This window comes from Actibacterium ureilyticum, assembly GCF_002285435.1.
Classification (GTDB): domain Bacteria; phylum Pseudomonadota; class Alphaproteobacteria; order Rhodobacterales; family Rhodobacteraceae; genus Actibacterium_C; species Actibacterium_C ureilyticum.
On sequence record NZ_NSBT01000020.1, the window covers coordinates 38,467 to 52,835 of the forward strand.

General features: G+C 65.1%; 14 protein-coding genes. 13 read left to right on the forward strand and 1 reads right to left on the reverse strand.

The features are described from left to right. Positions 1-3: 3 nt before the first annotated feature. Positions 4-858 carry a MurR/RpiR family transcriptional regulator gene (locus CLM60_RS04940; protein WP_095588065.1) on the reverse strand — a complete coding sequence of 285 codons (855 nt, stop codon included), beginning with the start codon at positions 856-858 and terminating at the stop codon, positions 4-6. A gap of 124 nt (positions 859-982) precedes the next feature. Between CLM60_RS04940 and CLM60_RS04945 the strand changes: the two genes are divergently transcribed. The 13 genes from CLM60_RS04945 to CLM60_RS05005 all read left to right on the forward strand — a co-directional run bounded on the left by CLM60_RS04945 (position 983) and on the right by CLM60_RS05005 (position 14,297). Continuing rightward, on the forward strand, positions 983-1,756 hold the full coding sequence (locus CLM60_RS04945) for an N-formylglutamate amidohydrolase (protein ID WP_095588066.1): 774 nt from the start codon (positions 983-985) through the stop codon (positions 1,754-1,756). Between the two features lie 30 nt (positions 1,757-1,786). After that, entirely contained in the window at positions 1,787-3,136 is a 1,350-nt protein-coding gene (locus tag CLM60_RS04950; RefSeq protein ID WP_095588067.1) for a glutamine synthetase family protein, read from the forward strand. Beyond that, positions 3,133-4,512 (forward strand): aldehyde dehydrogenase family protein, encoded by a 1,380-nt coding sequence (locus CLM60_RS04955; RefSeq protein ID WP_095588068.1) that lies wholly within the window; start codon positions 3,133-3,135, stop codon positions 4,510-4,512. Before CLM60_RS04950 ends, CLM60_RS04955 begins: the two co-directional genes overlap by 4 nt. Further along, positions 4,509-5,654, forward strand: coding sequence for an iron-containing alcohol dehydrogenase (locus CLM60_RS04960; protein ID WP_095588069.1), 1,146 nt, complete (start codon positions 4,509-4,511; stop codon positions 5,652-5,654). The genes CLM60_RS04955 and CLM60_RS04960 overlap by 4 nt, the downstream gene beginning before the upstream one ends. A gap of 266 nt (positions 5,655-5,920) precedes the next feature. Further along, entirely contained in the window at positions 5,921-6,085 is a 165-nt protein-coding gene (gene hemP / locus CLM60_RS04965; RefSeq protein WP_176473807.1) for a hemin uptake protein HemP, read from the forward strand. A gap of 77 nt (positions 6,086-6,162) precedes the next feature. Next, the gene (locus tag CLM60_RS04970) at positions 6,163-7,434 is read left to right on the forward strand and encodes an imelysin family protein (RefSeq protein WP_095588070.1); all 1,272 of its coding nucleotides are present in this window, start codon (positions 6,163-6,165) and stop codon (positions 7,432-7,434) included. A 20-nt stretch (positions 7,435-7,454) separates the two neighbouring features. Then, positions 7,455-7,706, forward strand: coding sequence for a (2Fe-2S)-binding protein (locus tag CLM60_RS04975; RefSeq protein ID WP_095588071.1), 252 nt, complete (start codon positions 7,455-7,457; stop codon positions 7,704-7,706). After that, complete coding sequence (gene bfr / locus CLM60_RS04980) at positions 7,693-8,178, forward strand: bacterioferritin (protein WP_095588072.1); 486 nt, start codon at positions 7,693-7,695, stop codon at positions 8,176-8,178. Before CLM60_RS04975 ends, bfr begins: the two co-directional genes overlap by 14 nt. Beyond that, entirely contained in the window at positions 8,138-9,679 is a 1,542-nt protein-coding gene (locus CLM60_RS04985) for a di-heme oxidoreductase family protein (RefSeq protein WP_095588073.1), read from the forward strand. Before bfr ends, CLM60_RS04985 begins: the two co-directional genes overlap by 41 nt. 1 nt (position 9,680) lies before the next feature. Next, a complete protein-coding gene (locus CLM60_RS04990; protein WP_095588074.1) occupies positions 9,681-10,673 on the forward strand; it encodes an imelysin family protein in 993 nt (330 codons plus the stop codon). Further along, the gene (locus tag CLM60_RS04995; protein ID WP_095588075.1) at positions 10,673-11,749 is read left to right on the forward strand and encodes a DUF1513 domain-containing protein; all 1,077 of its coding nucleotides are present in this window, start codon (positions 10,673-10,675) and stop codon (positions 11,747-11,749) included. Before CLM60_RS04990 ends, CLM60_RS04995 begins: the two co-directional genes overlap by 1 nt. A 269-nt stretch (positions 11,750-12,018) precedes the next feature. Continuing rightward, positions 12,019-13,206, forward strand: a complete 1,188-nt coding sequence (locus CLM60_RS05000; protein WP_095588076.1) for a coiled-coil domain-containing protein — start codon at positions 12,019-12,021, stop codon at positions 13,204-13,206. Positions 13,207-13,241: 35 nt separating this feature from the next. Next, on the forward strand, positions 13,242-14,297 hold the full coding sequence (locus tag CLM60_RS05005; protein WP_245848217.1) for a TAXI family TRAP transporter solute-binding subunit: 1,056 nt from the start codon (positions 13,242-13,244) through the stop codon (positions 14,295-14,297). Positions 14,298-14,369: the final 72 nt, after the last annotated feature.

Sequence of the window (14,369 nt, forward strand, 5' to 3'; positions counted from 1 at the left end):
CGTTCAGCTGCGCCCGAACAGACCCGTGGCGCCGATCATCTTTTCCATCTCGCGGATGCGGCGGGCGCTGTCATCGGCGTTGCGTTTCTGGATCTCGGCGATCAGCGACTCGACCAGGAAATTCAGCGCCATGGTCGAATCCCAGCTCGAGGGTGCCTCGACCATGGCGCGGAAACAGTGATCGGCGATGCGTTCGATGGGCGAGCCCCATTGATCGGTGAACAGCACGATCCGCGCCCCGCGCTCGGCCGCCAGCGCGGCCAGATGCGCCATCTGCTTTTCGTAGCGCCGAATGTCGAAAATGATCAGGACGGCGTTGCGGTCCATGTCCAGCACGGTCTGCGGCCACAGGTTCTGCGAGCTGCTGACAAGCTGGACCCGGGGGCGGATGATTTGCAGGTGATGGGCCAGGTATTGCGCCAGCGGCCCGGTGATCCGCCCGCCGATCAGATGCAGCGCGCGGTCGGGATCGCCCAGCAGCTTCGCCGCCGCGTCGAAAGCCGCGAAATCCAGCTGGCCGATGGTCTGGTTGATGTTCTGCACCGCTTTTTCGGCAAAACGGGTGACAATATGGCCGCTTTGATCGTCGGGCAGTTCGGCCTCGAGCTTGGCCAGAGGTTGCTTGATGCGCTCGGCCAGTTCGGCGCGGATGGCGGTTTGCAGGTCGGCAAAGCCGTCGAACCCCAGCTTGCGCGCCAGACGGATCACGGTGGGGGTCGACACGTTGGCGGCATCGGCCAGCTTGGTGATCGATTGCAGCTCGATCGCGCGCGCGTCGTCTTTCAGGAACGGCACGATCCGGCGCTCGGCTGGGGTGAAATCGGCTTTGTGTTTGTCGACACGGTCGCGGACACGCATGGCTGGCCCTGCCTTGCTTACATTTTCTACACTGTACCGCAGCTGTGTAGAAGAAAGTACAGAAAATTCTTGACCCGCGCCGTGGCTCTGCAATCTTCGGTGCAGGACGAAGGAAAGGGTGGGGATGACACAGGCCTGGTCACCGGTGGTATTCTACCGCACCGGCGGGGACGCGCCGGTGGTGCTGGTCTGTGAACATGCCAGCGCGGCGATCCCCGAAGCGTTCGGCGGTCTGGGACTCATCGCGGATGCGGCGGTGTCGCATGCGGCCTGGGACATTGGTGCGCTGGATGTGGCGCGGGGCCTGGCCGATGCGCTGGATGCGCCGCTGGTCGCGGGCGGGGTGTCGCGGCTTTTGTATGATTGCAACCGCCCGCCCACCGCGCCCGACTGTATCCTGCCCCGAAGCGAGGTGTTCGCGGTGCCCGGCAATGCCGATCTGGATGCGGCGGCGCGGTTGCAGCGGCAGACACTGATCCATGACGTGTTTCATGGCGCGGTTCAGGGGCTGATCGCGGCCCAGGCGGCCCGAACCGGCGGGCCGGTTGCCCTGATCACCGTTCACAGTTTCACGCCGGTCTATCACGGGCAGCGCCGGGCGGTCGAAATCGGCTTTCTGCATGATGCGGACCCCGCGCTCAGCATTGCCGCGCAGCGGATCGAGGCCGCGCGGGGCCGCTATCGCGCGGAGCTGAACGCGCCCTATGATGCGACCGATGGGGTGACCTATTCGCTGGCCCGCCATGCCGGGGCGGCGGGTCTGCCCACCACGATGATCGAAATTCGGAACGACCTGATCGACACACCCGAAAGCGCCGAAGCGATGGCGGCGCATCTGGCCGATACGCTGTCACAGGCGCTGGCCGCGATTGCCGCGCCCGCCGGGGCGCAACGATGACACAGGCCGCTCACAACCCAAGAGGTGCCCATGACATATGACGAGTTGAAAGCGCAGATCGCCAAGGGCGCGGTCGACACGGTTCTGGCCTGTATCATCGACATGCAGGGCCGGCTGATGGGCAAACGCTTCCATGCCGAGGCGTTCCTGGAGGTGGCCGAGGGCGAGACGCATTGCTGCAACTACCTGTTGGCCACGGATCTGGAGATGGCGACGCCCGATGGCTATGCCTCGACCAGTTGGGAGCGGGGCTATGGCGACTATGTGATGAAGCCCGACCTGAGCACCCTGCGCCCGGTCCCGTGGCTGGAGGGCACGGCGATGTGCCTGTGCGATATCCTGGACCATCACAGCCACGACCCGATCCCCTTTGCCCCGCGCCAGTTGCTGAAGGCACAGATCGCGCGTGCGCAGGCGATGGGGCTGACCCCGGTGACCGCGACCGAATTGGAGTTCTTTCTGTTTCAGGGCACCCATGACGAGATCGCGCGTGGCGGTTTCGATCTGAAGCCGATCTCGAACTATAACGAGGATTATCACATCCTTCAGACCTCGAAAGAGGAATACGTGATGCGCCCGATCCGCAACCATCTGCGCAAGATGGGGGTGCCGGTCGAAGGGTCGAAGGGCGAGGCCGAGGCCGGTCAGGAAGAGCTGAACATCAAATATGCCGATGCGCTGGCCACCGCCGATCACCACACGCTGGCCAAGCACGGGATCAAGGAAATCGCGCATCAGCACGGGGTCGCGGCCAGCTTCCTGCCGAAATGGCACCAGTCCCGCGTGGGCAGCGCCGCCCATGTGCACCAGTCGCTGTGGCAGGACGGCGCGAATGCCTTTTTTGACCCCGACCGGCCGCTGGGGAAATCGGCGCTGATGGACCACTACATCGCCGGGCTGCTGAAATACGCGGCCGAATACACCTATTTCCTGGCGCCCTATATCAACAGCTACAAGCGGTTCGCCAAGGGCACCTTTGCGCCCACGCAGATCGTCTGGTCGGTCGACAACCGCACGGCGGCGTTCCGGCTGTGTGGCGATGGTACCCGGGCCGTGCGGATCGAATGTCGCCTGCCGGGGGCGGACATGAACCCCTATCTGGCGACGGCGGCGATGCTGGCGGCAGGGCTTCAGGGGATCGCCGAAAAGCTGCCGCTGCCCGCGCCGTTTTCCGGCGACGCCTATGCCGACGACGCCGACCGCCATGTGCCGCGCACCCTGCGCGACGCGCGCGCGGCGCTTCTGGGGTCCGAGATGCTGACAGAAGCTTTCGGGGCCGAGGCCGTCGCCCACTACGCCCGCGCGGCGGAATGGGAAATCGAAGAGTTCAACCGTGTCGTCACCGACTATGAAATTGCCAGAGGATTTGAAAAAGCATGAGCCTGTTGCGCTGTATCTCGCCCATTGACGGGTCGGTCTTTGCCGAACGCGCGGCTTTGGACATCCCCGCCGCCCGCGACCGCATCGCGGCGGCCCGCACCGCCCAGGCGGACTGGGCCGCGCGCCCGCTGGCCGACCGCATCGCGCTGGTCATGGCCGGGGTGGCCGCCGTGGGGGCGCTGAACGATGAAATCGTGCCGGAACTGGCCCAGATGATGGGCCGCCCGGTGCGCTATGGCGGGGAATTTGGCGGTTTCAACGAACGCGCCAGCCACATGGCCGCCATCGCCGAAGACGCCCTGGCCCCCATCGAGGTGGGCGAGGACGCGACATTCAAACGCATGATCAAGCGGGTGCCGCATGGCGTGGTGCTGGTCGTGGCGCCGTGGAATTACCCCTATATGACGGCGATCAACACGGTGGCCCCGGCGCTGATCGCGGGCAACACCGTGGTGCTGAAACACGCGACCCAGACGCTGCTGGTGGGGGAACGGATGGCCGATGCGTTCCATTCGGCGGGCGTGCCGGCGGATGTGTTCCAGAACCTGTTCCTGGATCACGGCACCACCACCGACCTGATTGCGGAAAACGCGTTCGACTTCGTCAACTTCACCGGCTCGGTCGGCGGCGGGGCCGCGATGGAGCGCGCGGCGGCGGGCACTTTCACCGGCGTTGGGACCGAGCTGGGCGGCAAGGATCCCGGCTATGTGATGGAGGATGCCGATCTGGACGCGGCGGTCGAAACGCTGATCGACGGGGCGATGTTCAACTCGGGCCAGTGCTGCTGCGGGATCGAACGGATCTATGTGCATGAAAGCCTGTTCGACGATTTCGTCGCGAAAGCGGTCGCGATCGTCAAAGGCTACAAGCTGGGCAATCCGCTGGACCCCGAAACCACGCTGGGCCCGATGGCGCATGTGCGTTTCGCGGCCGAGGTGCGCGCCCAGATCGACGAGGCGCTGGCGATGGGCGCCACGGCCCATATCGACACCTTCGCCGAGGATGACGGCGGCGCCTATCTGTCGCCGCAGATCCTGACAGGGGTCACGCATGACATGCGCGTGATGCGCGACGAAAGCTTCGGCCCCGTCGTGGGCATCATGCCGGTCAAGGACGATGACGAGGCCATCGCGCTGATGAATGACAGCGAATTCGGCTTGACCGCCAGCCTGTGGACCCGCGACATCGACCGCGCCATCGCCGTGGGCGACCGGATCGAGACCGGCACCGTCTTCATGAACCGGGCCGATTACCTGGACCCGGGGCTGTGCTGGACCGGGTGCAAGAATACCGGGCGCGGCGGCGGCTTGTCTGTCATCGGCTATCAGAACCTGACGCGGCCCAAATCCTATCATCTGAAAAAGGTTACCTCATGACACTCGTTGGAAACTGGTCCTATCCGACCGCGATCAAGTTCGGCGCCGGGCGCATTGCCGAACTGGCCCAGGCCTGTGCGCAGGCGGGGATTTCCAAGCCGCTGCTGATCACCGACCGGGGGCTGGCACCGTTGCCGGTGACGGAAACCGCGCTGGCGGTGATCGACGGCGCCGGGCTGGGGCGGGCGATCTTTTGCGATGTCGATCCGAACCCGACCGAGATCAACCTGGAAGCCGGGATCGCCGCCTACAAGGCTGGCGGGCATGACGGGGTGATCGCCTTTGGCGGGGGCTCGGGTCTGGATCTGGCGAAGATGGTGGCCTTTATGGTCGGACAGACGCGGCCGGTCTGGGATTTCGAGGATATCGGCGATTGGTGGACCCGTGCCGATGCCGATGCCATCGCCCCCATCGTGGCGGTGCCGACCACCGCCGGAACCGGGTCCGAGGTCGGTCGCGCCGCCGTTCTGACCAATTCGGTCACGCAGGAAAAGAAGATCATCTTTCATCCCAAGGTGCTGCCTGCGGTGGTGATCTGTGACCCGGACCTGACCGTGGGCATGCCGCCCGCGATCACGGCAGGCACGGGGCTGGATGCCTTTGCCCATTGCGTCGAGGCGTTTTCCAGCCCGTTCTATCACCCGATGAGCCAGGGCATCGCGCTGGAAGGGATGCGGCTGGTGATCGACTATTTGCCGCGCGCTTATGCCGATGGGTCGGATATCGAGGCGCGGGCCCAGATGATGTCGGCCGCGTTGATGGGCGCGACCGCGTTCCAGAAGGGGCTGGGCGCGATCCACTCGCTGAGCCACCCCATCGGCGCGATCCATCACACCCATCACGGCACGACGAACGCGGTTTGCATGCCCGCGGTGCTGAAGCTGAACGCCCCGGCGATCCGCGACCGGTTCGACCGCGCAGCGGGTTATCTGGGGATTTCGGGCGGGTTCGACGGGTTCTGCGATTTCGTCGGCGGGTTCAACGATGGGCTGGGCATCCCGAAACGGCTGAGCGGGCTGGGTGTGACCGACCCCGATATCGACAAGCTGGTCGCAGGCGCGCTGAAGGATCCCAGCTGCGGCGGCAACCCGGTCGAGCTGACGGCCGAGAATCTGCGCGCGCTGTACGAAGCCGTTTTGTAAGCCTTCGCCCCGGCCGCCTGGCCGGGGCCACCACCCGCCACCGCCGCGTCAATTCGTAGCGGTGGCGCGATTGGGCGGATAAATCAGTACCAGACAAAAATTGTCGGATTGACTTAACCGATCAATTCACTCAACTATATCCGAAAGTAGCCACCGAATCCCGGGCAAGCCACGACCCAGACCTGCAAAGGGCGTGGGCAGAAGACCTGCGTCCGGAGTCACGTGGCGGATCGAACGATCCAAACGGGATGAAGGAGCGGACCATGATGTTGAGCAACGAGACCTCGGTCGGGATCAGATGCGGCGAGGGCCTGCCGGTGCATGACGCCACCGCGCTGACCGAAGGCGGCGATCTGGCGCGGATCCGGCTTCAGGATCAGCTGTACACCCTGCGGATCACCCGCGCGGGCAAGCTGATCCTGACGAAGTGAGCCCGGCCCAGACATATCGCGCCCGCACGCGGGACCGCGACACCGACACACCATCACGCAAAAGGAAGAACGACGCGATGAAATACCGGACCCTTGCCACGAGTGCTGTGGCCTTTTGTCTCGGCACCGCAGCCATGGCCCAGGACGATGTCAGCAAGGCGGCGGTCCTTGAGACCTATGCCGATATTGCCGCGGCGAAATACGAAGACAGCCTGATCACCGCGCAGCGCCTGCAGGCGGCGGTCGACGCGCTGGTTGCAACCCCGTCGGCCCAGGCGCTGGCGGCGGCGAAATCGGCCTGGCTGGCGGCGCGCGTGCCCTATCAGCAGACCGAGGTGTACCGGTTCGGCAACGCCATCGTCGACGATTGGGAAGGCAAGGTGAACGCCTGGCCGCTGGACGAGGGGCTGATTGATTACGTCGATGCCAGCTATGGCGGGGCGACCGATGAAAACGCGGCGGCGGTTCTGAACGTGATCGCGCACCCGACCTTTACCCTGTCAGGCGCCGAGGTCGACGCGACCGAGATCACGCCCGCCCTTCTGGAAGAGACCCTGCAAGAGGCCGACGGGGTCGAGGCGAATGTCGCGACCGGCTATCACGCCATCGAATTCCTGCTGTGGGGTCAGGACCTGAACGGTCACGGCGCCGGGGCCGGCAGCCGGTCCTGGACCGATTATGCCCAGGGCGAGGCTTGCACCGGGGGCAATTGCGACCGGCGCGGCGCCTATCTGAAGGCGGCGGCCGATCTGCTGGTGTCGGATCTGGGATTCATGACCGCCCAATGGCAGGACGGCGGCGATGCGCGTGCCGAGGTGATGGCCGACGAGAACGCGGGTATCGTGGCGATCCTGACCGGCATGGGCTCTTTGTCCTATGGCGAGCAGGCGGGCGAACGGATGCGCCTGGGCCTGATGCTGAACGACCCCGAGGAAGAGCATGACTGTTTCTCGGACAACACCCATAACAGCCATTACTATGACGGGCTGGGCATCCAGAACGTGTATCTGGGCGAATATGTCCGGGTCGACGGGTCGCTGGTTTCGGGGCCGTCGCTGTCGGATCTGGTCGCGGCCAAAGACGCCGCGCTGGACGCCGAGATGACCGGCAAGCTGTCCACCACCATGATGGCGCTGGGCCGGATCAAGACCGCGGCCGAAGCCGGGTTCAGCTATGACATGATGCTGGAACGCGGCAATGCCGGTGGCGAGGCGCTGGTCATGGGCGGTGTGAACGGGCTGATCGATCAGACCCGCAGCATCGAACGTGTGGTGTCCGCACTGGGCGTCGATGCCATCGCCTTCGAAGGGTCCGACAGCCTGGATAATCCCGACGCCGTCTTCCAGTAAACAACCAAGGGTTCGCTGCCATGATCGTCTGTCACTGTCAGAATATCACCGATCAGGATATCCATTCCGCTATTGACTGGATGCGGGCAGCGGACCCTGATACCCTTATCACGCCCGGTAAGATCTATCGGGCGTTGGGAAAAACCGCCGATTGCGGCGGTTGTGTGCCGCTGTTTCTTGGAACCATGCGTCAGAACCCCAGCCTCGAAGTGCCCATGCACCTCCGCAATCTGCGCGGAGCTACACAGGAAAACAGAAATGCAAGGCGATAGCAAAGTCATCGATTACCTCAACCGGGCGTTGCGCAGTGAACTGACCGCGATCAGCCAGTACTGGCTGCACTTCAAGCTTCAGGAAGACTGGGGCCTGGGCCACATGGCCAAGAAAAGCCGCGAGGAAAGCATCGAAGAGATGAACCACGCGGACAAGCTGATGGAACGGATCATCTTCCTGGAAGGCCATCCCAACCTGCAGAAGCTGGACCCGCTGCGGATCGGCCAGACCCCGCGCGAAACGCTGGAGTGCGATTTGGCCGCAGAGCAGGAAGCGCGCGCCTTGTATAAAGAGGCACGGGAATACTGTAACGAGGTCGGTGACCACGTCACGAAGGATCTGTTCGACGAGCTTCTGACCGACGAAGAAGGCCATATCGACTTCCTCGAGACACAACTTGATTTGCACGATCGTGTGGGTGCAGAGAACTATGCGCAGCTTAACGCTTCGAAAATGGACGAGGCCGAGTAACCTCGGACTGCTGGCCCTGGTGGCCGGAACCACGGCGATCGCTGCGCCTCTGGAAGAACCACATCTGAACATCGTGCCACGCACAGACGCGGAAGCCGCCCGTATCGCGGCGGTGACCGCCCTGGCCGACAGTTTCGATGCGCCGCAGAAATTCGAAGAGATGTCTGCTGGCGCGGCGACGGTGCGGGTCACACCGGATGCCAACGCGTTTTCGCAGCCATCGGGCAACATCACCTTTCAGGACGAGCTGGACTTCAAGGTCGGCAACGGGCTGTTCCGCAAGCTGTGGGTGTCGTCGCCGTCATCCACGCTGGCCTCGGACGGGCTGGGGCCGCTTTACAATGCGCGGTCCTGTCAGCGCTGCCACATCAAGGACGGCCGCGGCCACCCGCCCGAAAGCGCCGATGACAACGCGATTTCGATGTTCATGCGGGTGTCGATCCCCGGCGGTCCCGACGATGGCATTGCCGAGATCGAGGGGTATCTGGCAACGCTGCCCGACCCGACCTATGGCAAGCAGCTGCAGGATTTCAGCCTGGCCGGTCATCCGGCGGAATACCGGCTTCAGATCGATTATGACGAGGTCGCGGTGCCGCTGTCGGGCGGGCAGGTCGCGCATCTGCGCGCGCCCACCTATACCGCCGCCGATCTGGGCTATGGCCCGCTGCATCCCGATGCGATGCTCAGCCCCCGGATCGCGCCGCAGATGATCGGGCTGGGCCTGCTCGAGGCGGTACCGGCCGCCGATATCCTGGCGCTGGCCGATCCCGACGATGCCGATGGCGACGGGATTTCGGGCCGTCCCAACGTGGTCTGGTCGGTCGAATTCGATCAGCCGATGCTGGGCCGGTTCGGTCTGAAGGCCGGATCGCCCACGGTGCGCCACCAATCGGCGGGCGCGTTTTCCGGGGATATCGGGATCTCGAACCCCTATTTCCCGAATGGCTGGGGCGAGTGCACCGCGTCCGAAGCCGCCTGCCGCGCCGCGCCGCATGGCGATGGCGATGACCGCACGTTCGAGATCGACGCCGAAGGGCTGGATCTGGTGACCTTCTACAGCCGCAACCTGGGCGTACCGGCCCGCCGCGACGTGGACGACGCGCAGGTTCTGCACGGCAAAGAGGTGTTCTATACCACCGGCTGCACATCCTGCCACAATCCGAAATTCGTGACCCACCGGCTGAACGACCAGCCAGAGCAGAGCTTTCAGCTGATCTGGCCCTATACCGACATGCTGCTGCATGACATGGGGCCCGGGCTGGCCGACAACCGCCCCGAGGCGCGCGCGACCGGCACCGAATGGCGCACCCCGCCGCTGTGGGGGATCGGCTTGACGGAACAGGTTTCGGGCCACACCTATTTCCTGCATGACGGGCGGGCGCGCTCGATCCTCGAAGCGATCCTGTGGCATGGCGGCGAGGCCCAGCCGCATCGCGACGCGGTGGTCGAAATGCCGCCCGAAGACCGCAACGCGCTGCTGCGTTTTCTGGAGAGCTTGTAAGATGCGATTTCTGATCATGGCCCTGACACTGATCTGGGCATCGGCGGCGGGTGCGCAGATGCCCGACGCGACCCGGATCGTCACCGGGCATGTGCTGCCGCATTACCGCGCGCTGGCGGAACAGTCGCGCGCGTTGGCCGATGCGGCGCAAGCCGATTGCGCCCCGCAGAACCCGGCGCTGCGCGATGCCTATGGCGCGGCTTTCGATGCCTGGATCGGGGTCAGCCATCTGCGCTTTGGCCCGTCCGAGGCCGGCGACCGCGCCTTTGCGCTGGCCTTCTGGCCGGATTCGCGCGGCTCCACGCCCAAGGCGCTGGGCAAGCTGATCGGCGATCACGACCCCATCGTCGACACGCCCGCCGGGTTCAAGACCGTGTCGATCGCGGCGCGCGGGTTCTATGCGCTGGAATTCCTGCTGTATGACCCACAGTTCAATGCCGGTGACGATCCGGTCTATCTGTGCAGCCTGATCCAGGCTGTGACCGCCGATATCGCCGCCAACACGGCCGCGATCCTGCAGGATTGGGAGGGCGGCTATGGCGCGCTGATGACCGCGCCCGGCAATGACACCTATCGCTCCCAGACCGAGGTCGCACAGCAATTCTTCACCGCGCTGTCGACGGCGCTGGAATTCACCGCCGATACGCGGCTGGGCCGACCGATGGGCACGTTCGACCGCCCCCGCCCGAACCGGGCCGAGGCACGCCGGTCGGGCCGCTCGCAGCGTCACGTGATCCTGTCGCTTCAGGCCACACGCGAACTGGCCGCGCTGCTGTCGGACAACGACCAGGTGCTGGACGCCGCTTTCGACCGCGCGCTTGTCATGGCACAGGATCTGGACGATCCGGTTCTGGCCGGTGTGGCCGACCCACAGGGCCGGTTGCGGGTCGAGGTCTTGCAACAGACGATCGATCATATCCGCGAGATTCTGTCGACCGATCTGGGGCCGCGGCTGGGATTTGCCGCCGGTTTCAATTCGCTGGACGGCGACTGATGGCGGATCGACGTTCCTTTCTGGCCGGTATCGTCGCCGCGGGTCTGTGCCCCCGCACCACATGGGCCGAGGCCGGCAGCCCGGCCTTTCTGTCGGCGGGTCTGAAACCCTCGGGCGCCTATGTGCTGTGTGGTCTCAGCGCGCGGGGGCGGGTTCTGTTCGAACTTCCGCTGCCCGCCCGTGGCCACGCCGCCGCTGCCCATCCCGACCGGGCCGAGGCGGTGGCTTTTGCCCGCCGTCCGGGCACCTTTGCGCTGGTGATCGACTGCGTCACAGGCCAGCAAAAGGCGACGCTGACCGCGCCGGATGGCCGTCATTTCTATGGCCATGGGGCGTTTTCGGCCGATGGCGCGCTGCTTTACACCGCCGAGAATGATTTCGAGGCCGCGCAAGGCGTCATCGGCATCTGGGACGCGCGCGGCGGCTATCGCCGTCTGGGCGAATTCGCATCGGGCGGCGTGGGCCCGCATGATATCAAGCTGATGCCGGATGGCGAAACGCTGGTCGTGGCCAATGGCGGGATTGAAACCCATCCCGACAGCGGGCGCACAAAGCTGAACATCCCCACGATGCGCCCCAGCCTGGCGTTTCTGGGCGTCGATGGCGGCCTGCGCCAGGCGATCACGCTGGAGCCAGAGCTGCACAAGAATTCGATCCGGCATCTGGCGGTGGCCCCTGACGGCACGGTGGCCTTTGCTATGCAGTGGCAGGGGGATCTGGGTGCGCATCCGCCGCTGTTGGGGCTGTGCCGGCGGGACAGGACCGTCGCGTTGCTGCGCGCCGGGGACGATGCGCACACCCGCATGGCGGGCTATGCGGGCAGCGTGGCGATCTCGGGCGACGGGGCGCAGGTTGCGATCACCTCGCCGCGCGGGGGGCTTTGCCAGATCTTCGACCTGCGGGCTGAAACGCCGCTGGGCACGGTCGAGATCGAGGATGTCTGCGGACTGGCCCCCAATGGTGCGGGGTTCGAGCTGACCAGTGGAATCGGTCAGGTGGCGGGCTTTGCCGCAGGCCGCGAAACGCCACAGGAAACCCACGCGATTCGCTGGGACAACCACCTGATTCTGATCTGAACGGCCGCCTTTTTACGGCTTTCGCGCCCCCGGATTGACACGCTCTGGTTGTGCATCGTTTTTCCCCAGGGATGTGCTGAAATCATGGGTTTGGGCCATTTTCACGGGCCTGTGAAGCCGTCATGACACCGCCGTCAGCGGTCCCGGCCATGCGCTGAAATTCGCCGAAAGTTGACCGAAACCCGTTCTGGGCGTACCCTATCGGTATTGTTTTGAAGAAATTTTCGGGGGTTTGGGGGATGTTGCGTTCCTCGATTACGAGTCTCGTATTGTTCGCGCTGCTGTTCATCGCACCGGCACGCGCCCAGACAGAACGGCCCGAAGACGCGCTGGATCCCGAAGACTTCACCACCGACACCTTCCTGTCACAACAACTGGAGCTTGAACCGGACGCCGAGCAGTCCGAGATGGACGCCGCGCAAGAGGCCCTGCGCGAGGTGACCGCCCGTATTCGCGAGTTGGAAGAGGAAGAATGGCAGATACTGGCGCGCATGCAGCAGGCGCTGGATCTGGGCCGTGAAGAGCGCAACGCGCTTTACGAACAAAGCGAAGCAACACGGGTCGAGCTGAACCGGCTTCTGGGCGAGGTCGGGATGTTGCAGGAAAAGCTGATGCTGGGCACCGAAGAGCTGGTGGCACTGGAACAGTCGGCGCAGGCGTTGACGGACCAGATCGACGGCCTGACCACCCAGCGCGATGCGTTGCAGGCCCAGGTCGCGCAGGCCGAACAGGTCCTGGCCGAAAGCGATGACGACAGGGGCGCGCTCGAGGCCCGCAATGCCGAACTGGCCGCTGCGCTGACCGCGGCAGAGGCGCTGAACGCCGATCATCAGGTCACGCGCGACAGTGTCGTGGCGGCGCAATCCGATCTGGCGCGGCTGCAACAGCAGGTCGATGATCTGACCCAGCAGCGCGCCGCCTTGCAGGCCGAGGCCGAACGCGACACTGCCGCCCGCGCGGAGGTCGAGCAGACCGCGCAGACCCAACTGGCCGGGTTGCAGGACAGCATCGCCGCCGCGCAGGCCGAGGCGCGCGATATCCTGACCGCCGCCCGGGCCGAGGCCGAGGCGCTTGTCGCCCAGGCCCGCGCCGATGCGGACGCGATAGAGGCCCGGCGCATCGCCGCGGCGGACGAGCTTGACGCGCTGGAGGCCGAGCTGATGCGCCTGTCGAATGCGGTCGAGGTGAAATACGACACCTTGGATGCCGACCCGCCTGCGCCCGCAGCAGCCGTGGCCCCGCGCCCCCGGGCCGATCGCCCGCCGCCCTCGCCCGCCAGCGTGGCGCGCGCGGTGAATGCGGCGCCGGGTTTGCAGGCGGCGACCGGGGCGCAGATCGGCAGGCTGCAGCAATTGCTGGCCGACAACCAATGCGCCGCCGATGCCTTGCAGACCGTCTTTGGACAAATCAATCGCCAGACCCTTGTGTCCTTGATCCGCAGCCTTGGCGCGTGCTGATCGATGCGCGGGGCCAAGCATGGAGCCCTTGAACGATGACCGAATGCCTGCGTCTTTTCCGCCGTGCCGCCATGTTGTGGGTGTTCGTGATGCTGGCGCTTCCCGCCGCCGCGCAAGAGTTCGAAAAGAACATGCTGACCGGCGGGCCGACGGGCACCTATATCCAATTCGGGCGCAATATCGCGGATGTGGCCGCCAGCTGTGGCGTGACGCTGAATGTGCGCGAAAGCGCCGGGTCGCTCGAGAATTTCCTGGGCGTGCGGCAGCGGCGGTTTACCCAGTTCGGGATCGTGCAAAGCGATGTGCTGGAATATCTGCGCACCTATGCCGCCGACGATCCCAGCATCGCGCGGGCCATTGCCGGGGTACGCATCGCCTTTCCGCTTTACAACGAAGAGGTCCACCTGCTGGCGCGGCGCGATATCACGTCGCTGCAGGATCTGGCGGGCAAGAATATTGCCATCGGGGTGGCCGATAGCGGCACGTTCCTGACCGCGTCGCTGGTGCTGGACCTGGCGGGGCTGGACACGGTCGAGCGTCTGACCATCGGGCCGGATGCCGCGCTGGAACGTCTGCTGGCGGGCAGCATCGACGGGTTCTTTTACGTGGCGGGGGCGCCCGCCCGGATCTTTGCCGATCCTGCCATCGACGCGGCGCGGTTCCATCTGGTGCCACTGACCGATCCGGTTCTGAACGCGGTCTATGCCCCCGCCCGGATCGCGGCGGGCACCTATCCGTTCCAGGAACAGGCGGTGGATCTGGTCGCGGTCAAGGCGGTGCTGATGACCTATGAATACGCCAAGGGGCGCAATTTCTATCACCGCGAAAGCTGCAAGGCGGTGTCGGATGTGGTGCATCTGATCCTGACCCGGTTCGACAGCCTGCGCGAAAGCGGCCACCCGAAATGGGCACAGGTCGACCCCAACGATATCCCCCCGGGGTGGGAGATCGGCGCCTGCGTCAACGAGGGGCTGGCCGCCGATTACACACTGGATTGTTCGATGGCCGCGCCCCAGCCCGCCGGGGCCGACACCAGCGTGGCGAACCAGATCTATCGCTCGCGGATCTGCGAGGCGCTGGGCGGCTGCTAGCGGCCCGGACGCGGGTTTCGTTCAAAAACGGGTTCGGAACCTTCAATACCCGCGCCCGGTCTTTCCCTAGAT

Coding starts and splice junctions, on each gene's coding strand:
- CLM60_RS04940 (WP_095588065.1), bottom strand. CDS start 858: ATGCGTGTCCGCGACCGTGTCGACAAACACAAAGCCGATTTCACCCCA.
- CLM60_RS04945 (WP_095588066.1), top strand. CDS start 983: ATGACACAGGCCTGGTCACCGGTGGTATTCTACCGCACCGGCGGGGAC.
- CLM60_RS04950 (WP_095588067.1), top strand. CDS start 1,787: ATGACATATGACGAGTTGAAAGCGCAGATCGCCAAGGGCGCGGTCGAC.
- CLM60_RS04955 (WP_095588068.1), top strand. CDS start 3,133: ATGAGCCTGTTGCGCTGTATCTCGCCCATTGACGGGTCGGTCTTTGCC.
- CLM60_RS04960 (WP_095588069.1), top strand. CDS start 4,509: ATGACACTCGTTGGAAACTGGTCCTATCCGACCGCGATCAAGTTCGGC.
- hemP (WP_176473807.1), top strand. CDS start 5,921: ATGTTGAGCAACGAGACCTCGGTCGGGATCAGATGCGGCGAGGGCCTG.
- CLM60_RS04970 (WP_095588070.1), top strand. CDS start 6,163: ATGAAATACCGGACCCTTGCCACGAGTGCTGTGGCCTTTTGTCTCGGC.
- CLM60_RS04975 (WP_095588071.1), top strand. CDS start 7,455: ATGATCGTCTGTCACTGTCAGAATATCACCGATCAGGATATCCATTCC.
- bfr (WP_095588072.1), top strand. CDS start 7,693: ATGCAAGGCGATAGCAAAGTCATCGATTACCTCAACCGGGCGTTGCGC.
- CLM60_RS04985 (WP_095588073.1), top strand. CDS start 8,138: ATGCGCAGCTTAACGCTTCGAAAATGGACGAGGCCGAGTAACCTCGGA.
- CLM60_RS04990 (WP_095588074.1), top strand. CDS start 9,681: ATGCGATTTCTGATCATGGCCCTGACACTGATCTGGGCATCGGCGGCG.
- CLM60_RS04995 (WP_095588075.1), top strand. CDS start 10,673: ATGGCGGATCGACGTTCCTTTCTGGCCGGTATCGTCGCCGCGGGTCTG.
- CLM60_RS05005 (WP_245848217.1), top strand. CDS start 13,242: ATGACCGAATGCCTGCGTCTTTTCCGCCGTGCCGCCATGTTGTGGGTG.